Annotated in this window: 18 protein-coding genes; 12 read left to right on the forward strand and 6 right to left on the reverse strand. The window is 73.7% G+C overall.

Annotated elements, in window-relative coordinates; genetic code table 11:
- Nucleotides 1–282: 282 nt before the first annotated feature.
- Nucleotides 283–858 carry an adenylosuccinate lyase gene (locus ADL34_RS14410; RefSeq protein WP_062667078.1) on the forward strand — a complete coding sequence of 192 codons (576 nt, stop codon included), beginning with the start codon at nt 283–285 and terminating at the stop codon, nt 856–858.
- A gap of 16 nt (nt 859–874) precedes the next feature.
- Here ADL34_RS14410 and ADL34_RS14415 read toward each other — a convergent pair whose 3' ends face one another.
- The 3 genes from ADL34_RS14415 to ADL34_RS14425 all read right to left on the reverse strand — a co-directional run bounded on the left by ADL34_RS14415 (nt 875) and on the right by ADL34_RS14425 (nt 4,218).
- The gene (locus ADL34_RS14415) at nt 875–1,411 is read right to left on the reverse strand and encodes a GNAT family N-acetyltransferase (protein ID WP_062667182.1); all 537 of its coding nucleotides are present in this window, start codon (nt 1,409–1,411) and stop codon (nt 875–877) included.
- 61 nt (nt 1,412–1,472) lie between these two features.
- A complete protein-coding gene (locus ADL34_RS14420; RefSeq protein ID WP_062667080.1) occupies nt 1,473–3,032 on the reverse strand; it encodes an alpha/beta hydrolase in 1,560 nt (519 codons plus the stop codon).
- 151 nt (nt 3,033–3,183) lie between these two features.
- On the reverse strand, nt 3,184–4,218 hold the full coding sequence (locus tag ADL34_RS14425; protein ID WP_062667082.1) for an Rv2578c family radical SAM protein: 1,035 nt from the start codon (nt 4,216–4,218) through the stop codon (nt 3,184–3,186).
- A 191-nt stretch (nt 4,219–4,409) separates the two neighbouring features.
- Here ADL34_RS14425 and ADL34_RS14430 point away from each other — a divergent pair, with 191 nt between their 5' ends.
- The 4 genes from ADL34_RS14430 (at nt 4,410) to ADL34_RS14445 (ending at nt 10,878) form a co-directional block, all read left to right on the forward strand.
- Nucleotides 4,410–4,853 carry an SRPBCC family protein gene (locus ADL34_RS14430; RefSeq protein WP_062667084.1) on the forward strand — a complete coding sequence of 148 codons (444 nt, stop codon included), beginning with the start codon at nt 4,410–4,412 and terminating at the stop codon, nt 4,851–4,853.
- A gap of 163 nt (nt 4,854–5,016) precedes the next feature.
- The gene (locus ADL34_RS14435; RefSeq protein WP_062667184.1) at nt 5,017–7,404 is read left to right on the forward strand and encodes an MFS transporter; all 2,388 of its coding nucleotides are present in this window, start codon (nt 5,017–5,019) and stop codon (nt 7,402–7,404) included.
- Nucleotides 7,405–7,588: 184 nt separating this feature from the next.
- On the forward strand, nt 7,589–10,024 hold the full coding sequence (locus ADL34_RS14440; RefSeq protein ID WP_062667086.1) for a SpoIIE family protein phosphatase: 2,436 nt from the start codon (nt 7,589–7,591) through the stop codon (nt 10,022–10,024).
- Nucleotides 10,025–10,155: 131 nt separating this feature from the next.
- The gene (locus ADL34_RS14445; protein WP_062667088.1) at nt 10,156–10,878 is read left to right on the forward strand and encodes a class I SAM-dependent methyltransferase; all 723 of its coding nucleotides are present in this window, start codon (nt 10,156–10,158) and stop codon (nt 10,876–10,878) included.
- A 31-nt stretch (nt 10,879–10,909) separates the two neighbouring features.
- On the opposite strand, the gene ADL34_RS14450 is transcribed toward ADL34_RS14445, so the two are convergent.
- Entirely contained in the window at nt 10,910–11,326 is a 417-nt protein-coding gene (locus ADL34_RS14450; RefSeq protein WP_062667090.1) for a universal stress protein, read from the reverse strand.
- 1 nt (nt 11,327) lies between these two features.
- Entirely contained in the window at nt 11,328–12,821 is a 1,494-nt protein-coding gene (locus ADL34_RS14455) for an APC family permease (RefSeq protein WP_062667092.1), read from the reverse strand.
- A gap of 181 nt (nt 12,822–13,002) precedes the next feature.
- On the opposite strand from ADL34_RS14455, the gene ADL34_RS14460 reads away from it, so the two are divergent.
- From ADL34_RS14460 to ADL34_RS14485, 6 genes are all read left to right on the forward strand, one after another.
- On the forward strand, nt 13,003–13,836 hold the full coding sequence (locus ADL34_RS14460) for a M55 family metallopeptidase (RefSeq protein WP_062667095.1): 834 nt from the start codon (nt 13,003–13,005) through the stop codon (nt 13,834–13,836).
- On the forward strand, nt 13,829–15,133 hold the full coding sequence (locus tag ADL34_RS14465) for a M20/M25/M40 family metallo-hydrolase (protein ID WP_062667096.1): 1,305 nt from the start codon (nt 13,829–13,831) through the stop codon (nt 15,131–15,133). Before ADL34_RS14460 ends, ADL34_RS14465 begins: the two co-directional genes overlap by 8 nt.
- A 5-nt stretch (nt 15,134–15,138) precedes the next feature.
- Nucleotides 15,139–17,106: an LpqB family beta-propeller domain-containing protein gene (locus ADL34_RS14470; protein WP_062667187.1), complete on the forward strand. Its 1,968-nt coding sequence runs from the start codon at nt 15,139–15,141 to the stop codon at nt 17,104–17,106.
- Between the two features lie 8 nt (nt 17,107–17,114).
- Nucleotides 17,115–18,038, forward strand: a complete 924-nt coding sequence (locus ADL34_RS14475) for a S66 peptidase family protein (protein ID WP_062667186.1) — start codon at nt 17,115–17,117, stop codon at nt 18,036–18,038.
- An 86-nt stretch (nt 18,039–18,124) separates the two neighbouring features.
- Entirely contained in the window at nt 18,125–18,382 is a 258-nt protein-coding gene (locus tag ADL34_RS14480) for a lipopolysaccharide assembly protein LapA domain-containing protein (protein ID WP_062667098.1), read from the forward strand.
- 19 nt (nt 18,383–18,401) lie between these two features.
- Nucleotides 18,402–18,956, forward strand: a complete 555-nt coding sequence (locus tag ADL34_RS14485; RefSeq protein ID WP_062667100.1) for a GNAT family N-acetyltransferase — start codon at nt 18,402–18,404, stop codon at nt 18,954–18,956.
- 18 nt (nt 18,957–18,974) lie between these two features.
- On the opposite strand, the gene ADL34_RS14490 is transcribed toward ADL34_RS14485, so the two are convergent.
- Entirely contained in the window at nt 18,975–19,322 is a 348-nt protein-coding gene (locus ADL34_RS14490; protein ID WP_062667102.1) for a VOC family protein, read from the reverse strand.
- 97 nt (nt 19,323–19,419) lie between these two features.
- On the opposite strand from ADL34_RS14490, the gene ADL34_RS14495 reads away from it, so the two are divergent.
- Nucleotides 19,420–19,839: a phage holin family protein gene (locus ADL34_RS14495; RefSeq protein ID WP_062667104.1), complete on the forward strand. Its 420-nt coding sequence runs from the start codon at nt 19,420–19,422 to the stop codon at nt 19,837–19,839.
- The last annotated feature ends 92 nt before the right edge of the window (nt 19,840–19,931 follow it).

The raw sequence follows: 19,931 nt of genomic DNA on the forward strand, positions 1-19,931 counted from the left end.
GTTGCCGGGCTGCGAGCGCACACGCCCGGTGCCGTCGCTGCGGACGTGCACACGTCCGAGGAGCGGTGATGACCGACCGGCCCTGTCCCGTGGCCGAGTCGTACTGCGGTACCTGAAGTACCGAACCGACTGCTCTCGCGAGGGCTGCGTCACCAGGCCGCCGCGAGGGGGTGCGAGTGGGTAACTCGCTCGTCTGAGATTAACTCGCGGGTAACGAGCGCGCCACCCCCCGGGTTTGTGATGTAGGTCCCGCACCCCCGACCGCGCGCCTAGTCTCTTCCCATGAGCGAAGAGTTGCGATCACTCACGGAGCGCTTACGGCAGGAGTCCGGAGCGACACCCGCGTACGACCGCCTCGTGGCCACCGCCGACCTCGACGAACTCGCGGAGGTGCTGACCGCTCCCGGACAGCCGTTGTGGGCCCGGGAGTTGGCCGCGTTCCGGCTCGGCCTCGCCGGGGACCGGCGGGCGTTCGAATCCCTCGTCCTGCTGCTGAACCACCGGGACCCGCAGCGCTGCGCCTCCGCCGCGCACGCCCTCGCCCGGCTCGGCGACCCGCGCACGGCCCGCGCGGCGGCCGCCCTCGCCACCAACGAACTGCGGGTCGCCTACGCGCTGCACCCGGTCCGCCTGCTGGTGGAGCTGCGCGCCCCCGAGGCGGTGCCCGCCCTCATCACCACGCTGGAGCGGCGGCTGCGCCCGCACGACCCCTACCGTCGGGTGGCCCTCGCCTGCGTCGACGGGCTCGGCGTGCTCGGTGACGACCGGGCCCGTCGCGTCCTGAACGAGGCGCTGGCCCACCCGGCCCTGGCGGAGGCGGCGGTGCGGGCCCTGGGCCGGATCCCGCGCCGGCGCTGAGGGTGCGGGCCGGCCGTCAGCCGGACGGGAGCGCGCGGGCGTACCGCACCTCGGGCACCGCCACCCCGCCCACCTCGAAGGGCTCCGCGGCACCGTCCGGCCCGAAGCCCGCCCGCGCGTAGAAGCGACGGGCCCGGGCGTTGTCCCTCAGTACCCACAGCAGCATGCGCCGGTGCCCGGCGAGCGCGCACCGGCGCACCGACTCCGCGAGGAGGGCGCGGCCCGCCCCGGTGCCGATCCGGGCCGGGTCCACGTACAGCGCGTACAGCTCGGCGCCCTCGGTGCGGGTGCCGTCGTGGTCGCGGTAGGGGCCGTGGCAGCCCCAGCCGACGACCCGGTAGCCCTCCTCCGCCACCAGGTTCACCACCGCGCCGCCGGCCGCCGCGAGATGGGCACGGCGCCGCTCGGCCTCCTGGGCCACGTCCATGGCGTCCAGGTAGGTCTGCGGCACGATCCCCCGGTAGGCGGCGCGCCAGCCGCCCACCCGGATCTCGGCGACCCGGTCGCAGTCGTCCGAGGTCATGGGCCGGATGGTGAGGCGCTGATCGTCCATGCCGTGCACTCTAGGCACCGCTCCGCCCGCCGGGCCTCCCATTGACCGGGCACCATCGGCGTCAGGGGCGGAAACCCACCAGGTCGTGGAGTTCCGTGCCGCGGGTCGTCGACTTCGTCGTCTTCGCGGTGGCCGGCTTCGGTGCGGGGGACGCCGCGCAGGTCGCGTCGGCCTCACCGGATCCGCGCGGCAGCGTGCCGTCGGCCAGGTACCGCGCCAGGTGCCGGTCCAGACAGCTGTTGCCGCCGAGGGTGACCGCGTGGTTGCCGCCGCCCTGCTCCACGACCAGCCGGGAGCCGGCCAGCCGCCGGTGGACGGTGACGGCCCCCTGGTACGGGGTGGCCGCGTCGCCGGTCGCCTGGAAGATCAGCACCGGCGGCACCTTCGTGTTGGTCACGTCCACCGGCTTCAGCGCCTTCGTCGGCCAGAACGCGCACGGCGCGTTGTACCAGGCGTTGTTCCAGGTCATGAACGGCGCCTTCGTGTGAGCGGCCCAGTTGTCCGCCCGCCAGCGGTGCCAGTCGCGGGGCCAGGCGGCGTCGCGGCACTGCACGGCCGCGTAGACGCTGTAGCCGTTCCCGGCGGCCTCGTCCGCCGCGCCGAACCGCCGGTACGCCTCGACGAGCGGGCCGTCGTCCCGGTCGTTCGCGTACGCCGCGAACGCCTGGGCGAGCTGCGGCCAGTAGCCGTCGTAGTAGCCCCCGGGCAGGAACGTGTCCTCCAGTTCGGCCGGGCCCACCGTGCCGCCGGCCGGGGTCCGCGCCAGTGCCGTGCGCAGGGCGTACCACCGCTCCTCGACCCGGGCCGGGTCCGTGCCGAGCCGGTACGTCCGGTCGTGCCGGGCGACCCAGGCCAGGAAGGCGCGGTGCCGGTCGTCGAAGGCGATGTCCTGGGCGAGGTTGTCGTCGTACCAGACGCCGGTGGGGTCCACGACGGAGTCCAGGACCGCCCGCCGCACCCGCTGCGGGAAGAGCTTGGCGTACACCGCGCCGAGATAGGTGCCGTACGAGTAGCCGAAGTAGCTGATGCGGGGGGCGCCCAGGGCGGCGCGGATCAGGTCCAGGTCGCGCGCGGCGCCGACCGTGTCGATGTACGGCAGCACGTCGGCGTACTTCTCGCCGCACGCGCGGGCGAACTCCTTGGCGCGCAGCAGGTTGGCCCGCTCCACCCACGGCGTGCTCGGCACGGAGTCCGGGCGCACGGGCGCGAAGTGGGTGGGGCGGCAGTCCAGCGCCGGGCGGCTCCGGCCGACGCCGCGCGGGTCGAAACCGACGACGTCGTACTGCGCGGCCACCGCCTTGGGCAGCGCCGAGGCGACATGACCGGCCAGCGCGAGACCGCTGCCGCCCGGCCCGCCGGGGTTGACCAGGAGCGGGCCCTGGTACGTCTTCGCGGTGTGCGGGACGCGGGACAGGGCCAGCGTGATCGTGCGGCCCTTCGGTGCGGCGTGGTCCAGCGGCACCTTCAGCGAGGCGCACTGGAGCGTCGGGTACTTGGCGGTGCCGCACTTCTTCCAGGTGAGGGGAGCGGCGGGCGGGGCGCTCGCCTCGGCGGGGACGGCGGTCAGGGTCCCGGCCACGACGAGTGCGGCGCCGCACAGTACGGTTGCGCGTCTTCCCAAGGGGTCCTCCCAGGACGAATGCGGCAGCGGGCCGCGCGTGCCACGGCCCGTGCCGCATTCGTCCCGGAACGGACGCCCGGAGGAACGGGTTCCGCCCGGATGTGACCCGATCGGGTCGCGAGATGCCCCCCGATGCCGCCGCGGCGCCCCCTCAGAGCAGCGTGAGCTGGGTGGGCCCGGGCTCCGGCTCGGCGGGGACGGGTTCGGGGATGCGGCGGGGCATCCCCGGGCGGGCGGGCCCGATGCCGTACTCCTGGGCGAGCTCGTGCACCTGACGGGTGATGCGGCGCTGGTACCACTTCGGCGCGTAGGCGCCGTCCGCGTACAGCCGCTCGTAGCGGCGCACCAGATGCGGGTGCTCGCGGCCCAGCCACGCCATGAACCACTCGCGCGCCCCGGGCCGCAGATGCAGCACCAGCGGGGTGACGGACGTGGCGCCGGAGGCGGCGATCGCCCGTACGGTGGCCCGCAGCTGCGCGGGCTGGTCGCCGAGGAACGGGATGACCGGCGCCATCAGCACCCCGCACCCCAGGCCGTGCTCGGTCAGGGTCCGCACGACGTCCAGGCGCCGCTCGGGAGCGGGCGTGCCCGGCTCCACGGTCCGCCACAGCTCGCGGTCGACGAAGCCGACCGAGACGGACACGCCCACGTCCGTGACCTCGGCGGACTGCCTCAGCAGGTCGAGGTCGCGCAGGATGAGCGTCCCCTTGGTCAGGATCGAGTAGGGGTTGGCGTGGTCGCGCAGGGCCGACAGGATGCCCGGCATCAGGCGGTAGCGGCCCTCGGCGCGCTGGTAGCAGTCGACGTTGGTGCCCATCGCTATGTGGTCGCCCTGCCAGCGACGGGAGGCCAGCTGCCGGCGCAGCAGCTCCGGCGCGTTCACCTTCACCACGATCTGGGAGTCGAAGTCGAGCCCCGTGTCCAGGTCGAGGTAGCTGTGGGTCTTGCGGGCGAAGCAGTACACACACGCGTGCGAGCAGCCCCGGTACGGGTTCACCGTCCATTCGAAAGGCATGCGCGAGGCGCCCGGCACCCGGTTCACGATCGAGCGGGCCCGGATCTCGTGGAACGTGATCCCGGCGAACTCGGGCGTGTCGAAGGTGCGGGTGACCACGGCGTCCGCGCCGAACAGACCGGTGTCGGCCCGGCTGTGGTCCGTCTCCAGGGCGAGGTTCTCCCAGCGCATGGTGCCTCCTCGGTAGCACTGCCCCCAGAATAGAACACATGTTCCCTTGATCGTGCTACCCCTGGCCCGTCTCCGTTTCCGATCGCCTCGCGACCGGTTCCGTGAGCCGTTCGGCACCCCGATTTGGGCGGGGTGCCACCGGGGTGGTTGGCTTGCCCCAACCCCGAGAACTCAGGTCCTGGAGGAAGTCGATGGCGCAGGTCGAGGCCACTACGGAGCGGGTCGTCGCGGCGGATGCGGAGAAGGTGTTCGACGCCCTCGCCGACTACACCGGCACCCGGAAGAAGCTGCTGCCCGAGCACTTCAGCGAGTACGAGGTGCGCGAGGGCGGCGACGGCGAGGGCACCCTCGTCCACTGGAAGCTCCAGGCCACCAGCAAACGCGTGCGCGACTGCCTCCTGGACGTCACCGAGCCCACCGACGGTGAGCTCGTCGAGAAGGACCGCAACTCCTCCATGGTCACCACCTGGCGGGTCACCCCGGCCGGCGAGGGCAGGTCCCGGGTCGTCGTCACCAGCACCTGGCAGGGCGCCGGCGGCATCGGCGGCTTCTTCGAGCGGACCTTCGCGCCCAAGGGTCTCGGCCGCATCTACGACGCGCTGCTCGCCAACCTCGCCGCCGAGGTGGAGAAGTAGCACCCGGGTGCTCCAACCCGCCGGGGCCCGGCGGCCGTTGCCGTCCTCACCGGATCGAGTGGTTCTCATCCGCGACCGACCTGGTTCCGTAACTCGTCGCGCTTGCCCGTAGTTGTTCGCCTACGCGGACATGGTGCGGCAGTGCGACGAGGGGAGCGGGTACGTGGGCGGGAGCACTCTGGTACAGGACGAACCGGTCGCCGCACCCCCGGACGCCCCGCCTCCCGCCCCCGGTGCCCCGGGCGAACTGCCCCCGCGCCGGGTGCGGTTGGTGTTCTTCGCCCTGATGCTCGCGCTGCTGCTGGCGGCGCTGGAGCAGATGATCGTCGCCACCGCCCTGCCGAAGATCGTCGGCGAGCTGCACGGCCTCGACCGGATGTCCTGGGCGATCACCGCCTACCTGCTCACCGCCACCGTCGGACTGCCGATCTACGGCAAGCTCGGCGACCTGTTCGGCCGCAAGGGCGTCTTCCAGTTCGCGATCGTCGTCTTCGTCGTGGGCTCCGCGCTCGCCGGCCGGGCCGGGACCATGGACCAGCTGATCGCCTACCGGGCCGTCCAGGGCGTCGGCGCCGGCGGACTCATGATCGGCGTCCAGGCGATCATCGCCGACATCGTGCCCGCCCGTGAGCGGGGCCGCTTCATGGGCCTGATCGGCGCCGCGTTCGGCCTCGCCTCGGTCGCCGGACCGCTGCTCGGCGGCTACTTCACCGACCACCTCTCCTGGCGCTGGTGCTTCTACATCAACGTCCCCTTCGGCCTGGTCACCCTCGCCGTCGTCGCCGTCGTGCTGAAGCTCCCCAAGCCCCGTCGCCGGGCTCGGCTCGACGTCCTCGGAGCCCTGCTGCTCGCCGCCGCCTCCACCTGCCTGGTCCTGCTGACCAGCTGGGGCGGCACCGAGCACGCCTGGGACTCCCGCGTCATCCTCGGCCTCGCCGCCGGAGCGGCACTCGCCTCGGTCCTGTTCCTCGTCGCCGAGCGCTTCGCCGCCGAACCCCTCATCCCGCTGCGGCTGTTCAGGGACTCCGTCTTCAACGTCACCGCCCTGGTGGGCCTCGTGATCGGCGTCGCGCTGTTCGGCGCCGCCAGCTATCTGCCGACGTTCCTGCAGATGGTCGACGGGGCCACCGCCACCGAGTCCGGGCTGCTCATGCTGCCCATGATGGGCGGCATCGTCGGCGCCTCCATCGTCTGCGGCCAGCTCATCAGCCGCACCGGGCGCTACCGGGTCTACCCCCTCCTCGGCAGCGCCCTCTCGGCGGTCGGCATGTTCCTGCTGTCCCGGCTGGAGACCGACACGCCCCGGCTGCACTACAGCGTCTGGATGGCCGTGCTCGGCGCCGGCATCGGCATGGTGATGCCGGTCCTCGTCCTCGCCGTGCAGAACTCCGTGCGCCCGGCCGACCTCGGCACGGCCACCAGCGCCAACAACTACTTCCGGCAGATCGGCGGCAGCGTCGGCGCCGCCGTCTTCGGCACGCTCTTCGCCGGCCGGCTCACCGACGCCCTCACCGACCGGCTCCCCGCACGGGCGGGCGCGGACCTGCCCGACGCCGAGGCCATCACCCCGCAGCTCGTCCACACCCTGCCCCCGGCGCTGCGCGACGCCTACATCCAGGCGTACGCCGACGCCATGCCGAGGATCTTCCTGTACCTCGTCCCGGTGCTCGTGCTGGGCCTGCTCATCGCCTTCTTCCTCAAGGAGAAACCCCTGGTGACCCACAACGCCCCCACCGAGGAGACCAGCGCCGCCGCCCCGTCGGCCTCCGTCCCGCAGGCCCGCTCGCCGCACGGCGCGCCGCTCGCCGTCCGCGGCGCCGTCCAGCACGCCGACGGCACGGTCGTGCCCCGCGCCGCGCTGACCCTGATCGACGTCGCCGGACAGCAGGTCGGCCGCGCCACCAGCGCGGAGGACGGGCGGTTCGCCCTGGCCGCCCCCGGCCCCGGGGCGTACGTGATGATCGCCGCGGCCGGCGGGCACCAGCCGCAGGCCGTGTCCGTCACCGTCGGCGAGCGCCCCGTCGACCTCGACATCCTGCTCGGTGGCGCCGGGCGCCTCGCCGGACGCGTGCTCAGCCCCGACGGCACCCCCGTGGACGCCACCGTCACCCTCACCGACGTCCGCGGCGAGGTCGTCGCCACCACCCGCAGCGAACGCGAGGGCGGCTACGTCATCACCGAACTGATCGCCGGGGAGTACACCCTCGCCGCCAGTTCGACCGCGTTCCGGCCCGCCGCCGTCCCGGTCACCGTCAAGGCGGCCCGCGAGACCCGGCAGGACATCGAACTCGCGGGCGGCGCCGCCCTGCGCGGCACCGTCCGGGCCGGCGGCGGACGCCCCGTGGAGGACGCCCGCGTCACCCTCCTCGACGCGGCCGGGAACGTCGTCGACACCCTCACCACCGGACCCGACGGCACCTTCCGGTTCACCGACCTCCCGTCCGGCGAGTACACGGTCATCGCCGCCGGTTACCCGCCGGTCGCCACCGTGCTCCAGGTCGCCCGCGGCGGGCGCACGGAACGCGACCTCCAGCTCGGGCACGAGGACTGACCCGGCCGCCCGACCCGGCGCTGTCCTGCGGGAAAGGGGCGCGGCCGGATCTTTCCGCCCCCGCGCGCGCCGTTGTGAACCCGGTACATCAATTCCCCTATTGCCACACATCCCCGAGGCGGGGACCCGTACGGTGGTGGGGGCGCGCAGATCTTGCGGACCGTGGGGAGAGAGGGCCTGGGCCATGGACCGTGGCACCGAAAGGGACGGCACGGCGACGGAGCACGCCGCGACCGGACGCATCCCGCTCGCCGTGGTGGTGGTCGACCGCGCGGGGCTCGTCTCCCACTGGAGCTCCGGCGCGCGGCGCCTCTTCGGCGCCACCAAGGAGGAGGCGATCGGGCATCCCGCCGTCGATCTCCTGCCGGTGTCGGGAGCCCTGCCCGAGGACGACGACATCTCGCCGTACGGGCCGTACGGGCCCTACGACGACGCGGGGCACGACCTGGAGACGTCCCTCGACGGACGGCTGTACTACCCGGCCGCCGGACGGGCCCGGCTGACCGTGCCCGAGCGGGACCGCGTCGACGTCCTGTGGTGGGCCTACCCGCTGGTCGGCCCCGGCCCCGAGCGGCTGCTCGTGCTCGGCGCCGACGTCGGCCGGCTCCAGCAGGAAGCGGCGGGCGAGGACCCCGGCTTCGACCGGGTGGCACCCGCCTTCGCCCTGCACACCGACTTCCCCGGCGCCGAGGAGCTCGCCTCGAAGCTCCCCGAGATCCTGCCCAGCATGAGCGTCGACGAGAGCGCCCGGATCGTCGGCCAGATCCTGGAACTCGGCTACCCCGTCCTGGAGTTCAGCCAGCACGACCGGGTCCCCGTCACCCCCGACTGGGGCGTGCCCCGACGGGTCGAGCGCCGGGCCCGCCGGGAGCGGGCCGCCCGGGCCGCCGCCCATGGCTTACCGGCGCCGGCCGAGGACCCCGACGACGGTGAGGACCTGGAGTACGCCGCCGTACGCGAGCGCCTGGAGTTCCTCAACGAGGTCAGCGGCCGCATCGGCACCTCCCTCGACCTCGCGCGGACCATCGTCGAGGTCAGCAAGGCCGTCGTGCCCCGGTTCACCGACGTCGCCGGCACCTATCTGCGCGAACAGGTCGTCGCCGGCGAGGGATTCCCCGACGGGGCGCCGGACACCACCACGCTGTGGCACCGGGTCGCCCTCGAGCACACCGACGAACCCGGCCGCTGGGACGACGTCGTACCCGTCGGCGAGGCCATGCCCTTTCCGGCCCACACCCCGTTCTTCCAGTGCATGACGACCGGCGAGCCCGTGCTCGTCCCCCGGACCACCCCCGAGATGGGCCACGCCATCGCGTCCCAGTTCGAGAAGCGGGACATCCGCCCGCTGATCACCGGCCGCTCGATGCTCGTCGTCCCGCTCAAGGCCCGCAACGTCGTCCTCGGCTTCATGATCCTGCTGCGCCACCCCGAGCGCGCCGAGTTCAACGACATGGACCGCGTCACCGGCGCCGAACTCGCCGCGAGAGCGGGCCTCGTGCTCGACAACGCCCGCATGTACACCTACCAGGAGAGCGTCGCCGAGACCCTCCAGGACAGCATGCTTCCGCAGATCCCCCGGCGCATGGCGGGCTGCGACATCACCACCCGGTACCTGCCGGGCACGCTCCTCGGACGGGTTGGCGGCGACTGGTTCGACTCGGTCAAGCTGCCCGGCGCCCGGACCGCCCTCGTCGTCGGCGACGTGATGGGCCACGGCCTCAACTCGGCCGCCATGATGGGGCAGTTGCGCACGGCCGTACAGACCATGGCCGCCCTCGACCTGCCGCCCGCACAACTGCTGCGCAACCTCGACGACCTCGCCCAGCGCCTCGGCGACAACTACCTCGCGACCTGCCTGTACGTCGTCTACGACCCCCTCGCGGGCGAGCTGCGCCTCGCCAACGCGGGACACATCCCGCCCGTCCTGGTCCGCGCCGACAGCGGGCACGGCGACCTGCTCGACCTGCCCACGGGCGCGCCGATCGGCGTCGGCGGCGTGCCCTTCGAGGAGGTCCGCGTCCGCGTCGAGCCCGGCGACCGGATCGTCATGTGCACCGACGGCCTGGTCGAGCTGCGCGGCGAAGACATCGGTGTCAGACTCGCCGTCCTGTGCGCGTCCGCCGCCCACCCGGCCGCGTCCATGGACGAGGCGTGCGACACGATCATCCGCGCCCTCAACCCCCGCGACGGCCGCAAGGACGACGTCGCCCTGCTCATGGCCCGCCTCAACGGCATCGCCCCCACCGACGTCGCCGTGCACCGCCTCGCCCTCGACCCGGCCGAGACGGGCCGCGCCCGCTCCCTGGTCCGCGAGCGGCTGCGCGCCTGGGGCCTGACCCGGCTGGCCGGCACCGCCGAACTCATGGTGAGCGAGCTGGTCACCAACGCCCTACGGCACTCCCGCGACCGCCCCGTGGAACTGCGGCTCGTCCGCGGCGAGACGCTGCTGTGCGAGGTGGACGACGACGGCCACGAGCTGCCGACCCTGCTGGACACCGCCCCCGAGGACGACGCCGGACGGGGGCTGCGCGTCGTGAGCGCGCTCGCCCGCGCCTGGGGAGCGAGTCGTACGGGCACCGGCAAGACCGTCTGGTTCGAACTGACGCTCCCCGGCCGCTGAACGTCGGCGGAGGTTCCGGACGAGACGCGTGAAGGTACGCGCCGGGCGCTTGTCGGACCCGGCCCGGCCGCGATAGACCGGATCCGCCCGTCACTCGGCGGTCGCCGGTCGCACCCCAGGGGGAGTCGGTCATGAGCGTGACGAGTCGGTACCGGGACGCCTGGGAGGGCTTCTGGCGCGAGGCTCCCGGGGAGCCGGGCGCCGTGTTCTGGGACGCGGAGCCGGCGCTGACCGCCGGCCGCCATCTGCCCCTGCTGGAGCCGCACCTGACCGATCCGGGCCTGGTGATGATCGACCTGGGCTGCGGCAACGGCACCCAGACCCGCTTCCTCGCCGACCGCTTCCCGCGCGTGATCGGCGCCGACCTGTCCGCCGCGGCCCTCGACCACGCCCGCCGGGCCGACCCGGCCGGGCAGGCGGCCTACCGGCTGCTCGACGTCGTGGACAAGGCGGAGGTCCAGACGCTGCACAGCGAACTCGGCGACGCCAACCTCTATGTGCGCGGCGTCCTGCACCAGGGCGACCCGGGCGACCGGCAGGCGATGGCGGACGGGCTGGCCACCCTGGCCGGCGAGCGCGGCCGGGTCCTGCTCGTCGAACCCTCCGAGGCCGCCAAGCGCGTCCTCATGGGACTGGCGCGGGGCCCCGCCGGGCCGCCGCCCAAGCTGGCCCCGGTCCTGCGGCACGGCATCGCCCCGGGCGAGGTGAGCGACGACGCGCTGACCGGGTATCTGCGGTCGGCCGGACTCGACGTGCTCGCGAGCGGCACGCTGCCGCTGGCCACCACCGAGCACGGCCCCGACGGCACCCGCGTCGAACTGCCGTCGACGTGGATCGTGGCGGGCCGCCCCTGACGCCCCGGGGCGGGGGGGCGGGGAGCTGGGCCTACGCCTCCGTCGGCACGCAGAGCACCGGGATGTGCGACAGGTGCAGCAGCTTGTGCGGGGTGGAGCCCAGCAGGGCGCCCCGCAGCGGGCTCTCGCCCCAGCTGCCCACGACGACGCAGCGCGCCGCGTGCCGGGACGCGGCGTCGAGCAGCGCCTCCGCCGGTTTCTGGTCGATGACCTCCACGGTCGTCGCCACCCCCGCCTTCTCGGCGACGGCGACCGCGTGCTCCAGGGCGGTCCGGCCGGTCTCCCGCAGCGCGTCCCGGTGGGCGGCGTACTCCTCACCGAGCGCGCCCGGCGCCGCCGCCCCGTAGACCAGCACGAGGGTGTCGTCGAACGCGGCCGCCACCTCGACGGCGACGGAGAGCGCGCGGACCGCGCCCTGGGAGTCGTCGTAGCCGCACACCACGGGCATGTCAGGACTCCTTGCCGTGCACGAGGTCGGGGTCGGCCACGTCGGGGCGCTCCGCCCAGAAGGCCGGTGCCATCAGCCGCCACACCACCATGAGGATCACGCCCGCGAGGGTGATGCCGATACCGATCACCAGCGGCGGCCCGAGCCCGAACCACGAGACACCGCTGTAGGAGTTGGCGGGGTCGGACATGTCGGCGACCGACTCGACGAGCAGCCACGCCAGCAGCCCGGCGCCCACCACCGGGCCGAGGCCGATCAGCACGAGGTTGCGGACGCTCTCGGTGAGGTGACGCCGGTAGTACACGGCGCACGCGAGGCCGGTGAGCGCGTAGTAGAAGGCGATCAGCAGGGACAGCGCGGTGAGCGAGTCGAACAGGGCGTTCTCACTGATCTGGCGGACCACCAGGTACCAGCCGATGGCGATGCCCGCCACCCACCACGTGCTCACGTCCGGCGTGCGGAACCGGTGGTGGATGTGCCCGAAGTGGGCCGGCAGGGCGTGCCGGCGGGCCATGGACAGCGCGGTGCGCGAGGCCGGGATGATCGTCGTCTGCGTGGACGCCAGACCGGACGTCGACACCGCCAGCAGCACCACCCAGTCCCAGCCGCCCATCACCTTGCCCGCGAGGAGGGCGAAGATGAACTCCTCCTCGTCGGCGTTCTCCGACAGGAACGCCGGACCGGCGTAGGCCACGACCGCGATGGCCACCGCCACATACGTGATCAGCAGGATGACCGTCGACCACACGGCCGCCTCACCGGGGGCGGTCGCGGAGTTCTCGGTCTCCTCGGTGAGGTTCACCGCGGACTCCCAGCCCCAGTAGATGAACACGCCCAGCAGCAGCCCCGCCGTCAGCGGTGCGCCGCCCGCGCCGAACGGGTCCAGCCAGCTGAACTCCGGTTTCACGGCGTCGAGATCCCCGGTGCCGGCGTAGACCCGGTAGAGCGCCACCACGGCGAACGCGAGGAGACAGGCGACCTGGGCGAGGATCAGCGCGTTCTGCACCCGGGCCGACACCTCGGTGCCGATGACGCACACCGCCGTCATCACCAGGATGAGCAGCACGGTCAGGATCTGCCGCACCCACTCGTTGTCGGCCCAGCTGTCCAGCCCGAAGGCCAGCAGCGCGAACGTCACCGCCACGTCCGCCAGCGAGCCGACGACCAGGACACCGGTCATGGTGATGGCCCAGCCGCCGAGCCAGCCCGCCCACGGACCCATCGCGCGGGTCACCCAGGAGAAGGTCGTGCCGCAGTCCTGGTCGACCTTGTTGAGGTAGTAGAACGCCGACGCGATCAGCAGCATCGGCACGAACGCCGCCAGCATCACGCCGGGCGCGTACACCCCCACCAGCGCCACGATCGGGCCGATCACCGCGGCCAGCGAGTACGCGGGCGAGGTGGCGTTGAGCCCGATGACGAGCGCGTCGAGGAACCCGATCGCGTCGGGCTTCAACGAGTCCGGCTGGGAGGTGCCCGTACTGGCTTCGGCCATGCTGCCTCACTTCGATCGTGACTGACCTCATGAAACAGGGAACGGCCCGGCCCTCCCGGTCTTTGCAGCCCCCGCGCGCGATGTCTCACCCGTGTGCCCAGCCGCCGCTCGCGCCGGGGGTGCGCGGGGCCGTGGGACCGGTCGTGGCGGGTTCTGACGGGGGCGCGTAACGTGGCGCCCCATGAAGATCCTCATCAGCGCCGACATGGAGGGCGCGACCGGCGTGACCTGGCCGGGGGACGTTCTGCCGGGGACACCGCAGTGGGAGCGGTGCCGGGGGATGTTCACCTCGGACGTGGACGCGGCCGTACGCGGCTTCTTCGACGGCGGTGCCGACTCCGTCCTCGTCAACGAGGCCCACTGGAGCATGCGCAACCTGCTGCTCGAACGGCTCGACGAACGGGCCGAGATGCTGACCGGACGGCACAAGGCGCTGTCGATGGTGGAGGGCGTCCAGCACGGGGACGTCGACGGCATCGCGTTCATCGGCTACCACACCGGCGCCGGCATGGAGGGCGTCCTCGCCCACACCTACCTCGCCAACCAGATCACCGGCGTCTGGCTGAACGACGTCCGGGCCAGCGAGGGTCTGCTGAACGCGCACGTCGTCGCCGAGTACGGCGTCCCCGTCGTCCTCGTCACCGGCGACGACCTCGCCTGCGAGGACGCCCTCGGCTACGCCCCCGAGGCGCTGAAGGTCGCCGTCAAGGACCACGTCTCCCGGTACGCGGCCGTGTGCCGCACCCCCGCCAGGACCGCCGCCGACATCCGCGCGGCGGCCAAGGACGCCGCCGCCCTCGCGGTCCGCGGGGAGCCCGTGCAGGCCGGGCCGTACACGGTGGCCGTCGAGTTCGACGCCGAGCACCTGGCGATGGCGGCCACCGTCGTCCCCGGCGTCGCACGGATCGGGGAGCGCAAGGTGGCGTACACCAGCGAGCGCATGTACGAGGCGATCCGGACCTTCAAGGCGGTCACCACGATCGTCTCGGCCGCGGTGGAGGAGCAGTATGGCTGACGCGCAGGCACTCGAGGAGGTCGTGACGTTCACGTCCGACCTCATCCGCATCGACACCACCAACCGGGGCGGCGGCGACTGCCAGGAGCGGCCCGCCGCCGAGTACGCGGCGGCCCGGCTCGCGGAGGCGGGCCTGGAGGCCACGCTGCTGGAGCGCACGCCCGGCCGCACGAACGTCGTCGCGCGCCTCGCGGGCACCGACCCGTCGGCGGACGCCCTGCTCGTCCACGGGCACCTGGACGTCGTGCCCGCCGACGCCTCCGAGTGGAGCGTGCACCCCTTCTCCGGCGAGGTCCGCGACGGTGTCGTCTGGGGCCGCGGCGCGGTCGACATGAAGAACATGGACGCGATGATCCTGTCCGTCGTACGGGCCTGGGCCCGTCAGGGCGTGCGGCCCCGCCGGGACATCGTGATCGCGTTCACCGCCGACGAGGAGGCGAGCGCCGAGGACGGCTCCGGCTTCCTCGCCGACCGGCACGCCGCCCTGTTCGAGGGCTGCACCGAGGGCATCAGCGAGTCCGGCGCGTTCACCTTCCACGACGGCTCGGGCCGCCAGATCTACCCGATCTCGGCCGGCGAGCGCGGTACCGGCTGGCTGCGGCTCACCGCCCACGGCCGGGCCGGCCACGGCTCCCGGGTCAACCGGGAGAACGCGGTGACCCGGCTCGCCGCCGCCATCACCCGGATCGGCGACCACGAGTGGCCGGTGCGGCTGACCCCGACCGTGCGCGGCGCCCTCACCGAACTTGCCGAGCTGTACGGCCTCGACACGACCCTGGACGACGTGGACGGCCTGCTGGAGAAGCTCGGCCCCGCCGCCAAGCTCGTCGAGGCGACCGTCCGCAACAGCGCCAACCCGACGATGCTGGAGGCCGGTTACAAGGTCAACGTCATCCCGGGGCAGGCCGTGGCGTTCGTGGACGGGCGGTTCCTGCCCGGCCACGAGGACGAGTTCCGCGCCACCCTCGACGAACTCACCGGGCCCGACGTGGACTGGGAGTTCCACCACCGCGAGGTCGCCCTCCAGTCCCCGCTGGACTCACCGACCTACGCCCTGATGCGGGCCTGCGTCGAGGAGTTCGCGCCCGAGGGACGCACCGTGCCGTACTGCATGGCGGGTGGCACGGACGCAAAGCAGTTCTCCCGGCTCGGCATCACCGGCTACGGATTCTCGCCGCTGAAGCTGCCGGAGGGCTTCGACTACTCGGCCATGTTCCACGGCGTCGACGAACGGGTGCCCGTCGAGGCGCTGCACTTCGGCGTCCGGGTGCTCGACCGGTTCCTGCGCACGGCTTAGACGACCTGGGGGAGACAGTGCGGACTCTGGCGTACGGATCCTGGCCCTCGCCGATCGACGCGGGCCTCGCCGCCGCGCACGACGGGCGGCCCGACTTCGTGGGCTTCGTCGGTGACGAGGCGTGGTGGACCGAACCGCGGCCCGCCGAGGGCGGCCGGCGCACCCTCGTGCGCCGCCGCGCCGACGGGCACGAGGAGTCGGTGCTGCCCCCGCCGTGGAACGTGCGCAGCCGCGTCATGGAGTACGGCGGGCAGCCGTGGGCCGGCGCGGCCACCGACGACGGCGGGCCGCTCGTCGTCTTCGTGAACTTCGCCGACCAGCGCCTCTACCGGTACGAGGAGGGCGCCGAGCCGCGTCCGCTCACCCCGGTGTCCCCGGTGGGCGGCGGACTGCGCTGGGCGGAGCCGCAGGTGCGGGCCCGCCTCGGCGAGGTGTGGTGCGTCCTGGAGGAGTTCACGGGGGAGAGCCCCACCGACGTGCGGCGCGTCATGGCGGCCGTCCCGCTCGACGGCTCCGCGGCGGACGACCGGGACGCCGTGCGTGAGCTCACCGACGGGCGGCACCGGTTCGTCACCGGGGCGCGGATCTCACCGGACGGGCGGCGGGCCGCCTGGCTGGCCTGGGACCACCCCCGGATGCCGTGGGACGGCACCGAACTGCTCGTCGCCGACATCACCGCCGACGGCGCCCTCGGCGCCCCGCGGACCGTCGCGGGCGGCCCCGAGGAGTCCGTCGCCCAGGCCGACTGGACGCCCGACGGCCGCCTGCTGCACACGAGCGACGCCGGCGGCTGGTGGAACCTGTACCGCGACGGCGAGCCGCTGTGCCCGCGCGAGGAGGAGTTCGGCGGGCCGCTGTGGCAACTCGGCCTGCGCTGGTCCGCCCCGCTCGACAGCGGCCTCGTCGCCGTCCTGCACGGACGCGGCGCCCTCCGCCTCGGCGTCCTGGACCCGGAGACCGGCGAGATCGTCGACGTGCCGGGGCCCTGGACCGAGTTCGCGCCGACGCTCGCCGTCCACGGGGAACGGGTCGTGGCCGTCGGCGCCGGCCCGCACACCGCCCACGAGGTCGTCGAACTGGACACCCGCACCGGCCACTGCCGGGTGATCGGCGCCGCCCACCAGGACGCCGTGGACCCCGCCTACCACCCCGAGCCGCGGATCCGCACCTTCACCGGTCCCGCCGGCCAGGACATCCACGCGCACGTCTACCCGCCGCACCACCCGGACTGCGCGGCCCCCGAGGGCACCCTGCCGCCGTACGTCGTCTGGGCGCACGGCGGCCCCACCTCCCGGTCGCCCCTCGTCCTCGACCTGACCATCGCCTACTTCACCTCGCGCGGCATCGGCGTCGCCGAGGTGAACTACGGCGGCTCCACCGGGTACGGCCGGGCCTACCGCGAACGGCTCCGCGAGCAGTGGGGCGTCGTCGACGTCGACGACTGCGCGGCCGTCGCGCTCGCCCTCGCCGACGAGGGCACCGCCGACCGCGGCCGGCTCGCCATCCGCGGCGGCAGCGCCGGCGGCTGGACCACGGCCGCGTCGCTGACAGGCACCGACGTCTACGCCTGCGGCACGATCATCTACCCCATCCTGGACCTGACCGGCTGGGGCACCGGGGAGACCCACGACTTCGAGTCGCAGTACCTGGAGAGCCTCGTCGGACCGCTCGCCGAGGTGCCCGGCCGGTACGAGGAGCGCTCGCCCGTCACCCGCGCCGACCGGCTCACCGCGCCGTTCCTGCTGCTCCAAGGCCTGGACGACGTCATCTGCCCGCCCGCCCAGTGCGAGCGGTTCCTCGCCCGGCTCCAGGGGCGCCACGTGCCGCACGCCTACCTCGCCTTCGAGGGGGAGGGCCACGGGTTCCGCCGCGCGGACACCATGGTCCGCGCCCTGGAGGCCGAACTGTCCCTGTACGCCCAGGTCTTCGGATTCGATCCGCCCGGCGTCCCCACCCTGGAGCTCGGCAGGTGACCCCGGCCCTGGAGCCGCTGCGGCGCCCGTCCCGGCTCGCCGCCGGCGCCCGTGTGGCCGTCGTCGCGCCCAGCGGGCCGGTGCCCGAGGAGCGGATCGAGGCCGGCCTCGACGTGCTGCGCGGCTGGGACCTCGACCCCGTCGTGGCCCCGCACGTACGCGGCCGGCACGAGCGGTTCGGCTATCTCGCGGCCACCGACGCCGAGCGGGCCGCCGACCTCCAGGGCGCCTGGTGCGACCCGTCCGTCGAGGCGGTGCTGTGCGCGCGGGGCGGCTACGGCGCCCAGCGCATGGTCGACCTGCTCGACTGGGACGCCATGGCGGCGGCCGGACCGAAGGTGTTCGTCGGGTTCAGCGACATCACCGCGCTGCACGAGGCGTTCGCCGTGCGGCTGGGGCTCGCCACCCTGCACGGCCCGATGGCCGCCGGCGTCGACTTCATCAAGCACGCCGGGGCCCAGGAGCATCTGCGGGCCACCCTCTTCGAACCCGAGACGGTGCGTGTCATCGCCTCCGGCGGCTCCGTGCTCGTACCGGGCCGGGCCCACGGTGTCACCCTCGGTGGCTGCCTCACCCTGCTCACCGCCGAACTGGGCACCCCGCACGCCCGCGCCTCGGCACACGGCGGCCTGCTCTGCCTGGAGGACGTGGGGGAGGAGCCGTACCGGCTCGACCGCGCCCTCACCCAACTCCTGCGCGCGGGCCTGCTCGACGGGGTGCGCGGCGTCCTGCTCGGCTCGTGGGAGGAGTGCGGGCCCTACGACGAGGTGCGCGCGGTGCTGGAGGACCGGCTGGGCGGGCTCGGCGTGCCCGTCGCGGAGGAGTTCGGGTTCGGGCACGGCGCGGGGGCACTCACGATCCCCTTCGGACTCGGCGCCGAACTCGACGCCGACGCGGGCACGTTGACGCTGGACGAACCCGCACTGCGGTGACCGCCGGTAACGGCGGGGGACCCGTCCGCGGCGCCCCGCGGCCCCCCCCCCCGGCGGGGAGACGCGGCCGGGAGCATGCTGGAGGCATGGCCAGGAAGACGTCCCGCAGCGCACCGGAGGCGGACGGCCGGCGGGGCGGCCGGGCGGGAGCCCTGACCGCCCGCCGGATCGTCGCCCTGGTGCTCGTCGCCCTCGCCCTGGTGTTCATCTTCGAGAACACCGACGAGACCGAGATCCGGCTGCTGATCCCCGTGGTGACCATGCCGCTGTGGGTCGCGCTCCTCGGCATGGGCGTCATCGGCGCGCTGATCGGAGCCCTGCTGCTCGCACGCCGGCGCCGCTAGCGGGACGTAGGCTGACCGGATGCCGCACCCCGCCTCCCCCTACCTCGCCGAAGCCCCCCGTGTGGGCATACGCCACTTCACCTACGAGGACGGCGCCGAGTTCACCGCCCGGGTCCGTGAGAGCAGGGAACTGCACCGGCCCTGGCTCTTTCCGCCCGACAGCGCCGCCGCGTACACCGCGTACGCGGGACGGCTGATCGAGGACCGCGCCAAGGCCGGCTTCCTGGTCTGCGCCAAGGACGACGGCGGCGCCCTCGCCGGCTACATCAACATCAACAACATCGTCCAGGGCGCCTTCTGCAGCGGCGCCCTCGGCTACGGCGCCTTCGTGCACGCCGCTGGGCGCGGCCTCATGCGGGAGGGCCTGGACCTCGTCGTCGACCACGCCTTCGGGATGATGGGGCTGCACCGGCTGGAGATCAACGTGCAGCCCGGCAACGCCGCCTCCATCGGGCTAGCCCGCGCCTGCGGGTTCCGGCTGGAGGGCTACTCGCCGGACCTGCTGTTCATCGACGGCGCGTGGCGGGACCACGAACGGTGGGCGATCACCACGGAGATGCGCGGCCCGCGCTGACCGTGCGCGCGGTCCGGTTCACGTCCTGCGGTCCGCGTACTCGTAGATCGCCCCGTCCGGGTGCATCGCGATCAGATTGCGGCCCACCGGCGTCGGGACCGGGCCCGCCACGATGTGCGCGCCCATCTCGCCGAGCACCTTCCCGGCCTCCTCGACGTCGGAGACCGCGATCGTCGCCGCGACCTTGCGCAGCACCTCCAACTCGGCCTGCGGCCCGCTCATCAGCAGGAAGCACCCGACCGCGGCCACCTGCACACCACCGCGCTCGAAGCGCAGGGCCGTGCCGCCGGAGAGGCGTTCGTAGAAGGGGACCGCGGCCTCCAGGTCGTCGACGCACACGCGCAGCGTGGCTCCCAGAATCTCCATGCGGAAAAGCCTAGTCGGGTGCCCCGCCGCCGGTGATCGCTTCACGCCATCCCCTCACTCCCCGTTACCCGACGGTCCCTTCGGGTACCCGCCGGCCATGGACCGCTTGGATCATCTTGAGCATCTGGACAAGCACCTGGTCGACGAACTGGCGCAGGTGGCACGGGAGACCGTGCGCGACGAACTGCGCGAGCAGACGCGCCGGCAGCGCCGGCGCGCCGCGCTCTACGCCGGATCGGGCGCCGGCGCGCTGTACGCCGGAGCGGCCCTCGCGCTGGCGCTGGGCCTCGGCCTCGCCGCCGGGCTGCCCGACTGGGCGGCGGCGCTGATCACCGCGGTGGTCCTCGGCGCGGTGGCCTTCGCCCTGCGCACGGCGGCCCGCCCGTCCCGGGGCCACGGCCACACCGAGGCGGCCTCCGGCGTCCCGGCCGACGGCCGGGGCACGCCGTACCCGCCGATGCCGTCGGCCCCGCCCCCGACCGGCCCGGCGGCATCCGGCCCGCACGACCAGCGGTAGCCCCGGCCGCCCGGCTCCGTGCCCCGGTGCCGGCGGACGTTTCGGGGCGCGGGGCAGGGGGACGCGGAAGGCTCCCGAGGTATGCGACACGC

It is taken from the genome of Streptomyces sp. NRRL WC-3605 (assembly GCF_001509795.1).
Taxonomy (GTDB): domain Bacteria; phylum Actinomycetota; class Actinomycetes; order Streptomycetales; family Streptomycetaceae; genus Streptomyces; species Streptomyces viridochromogenes.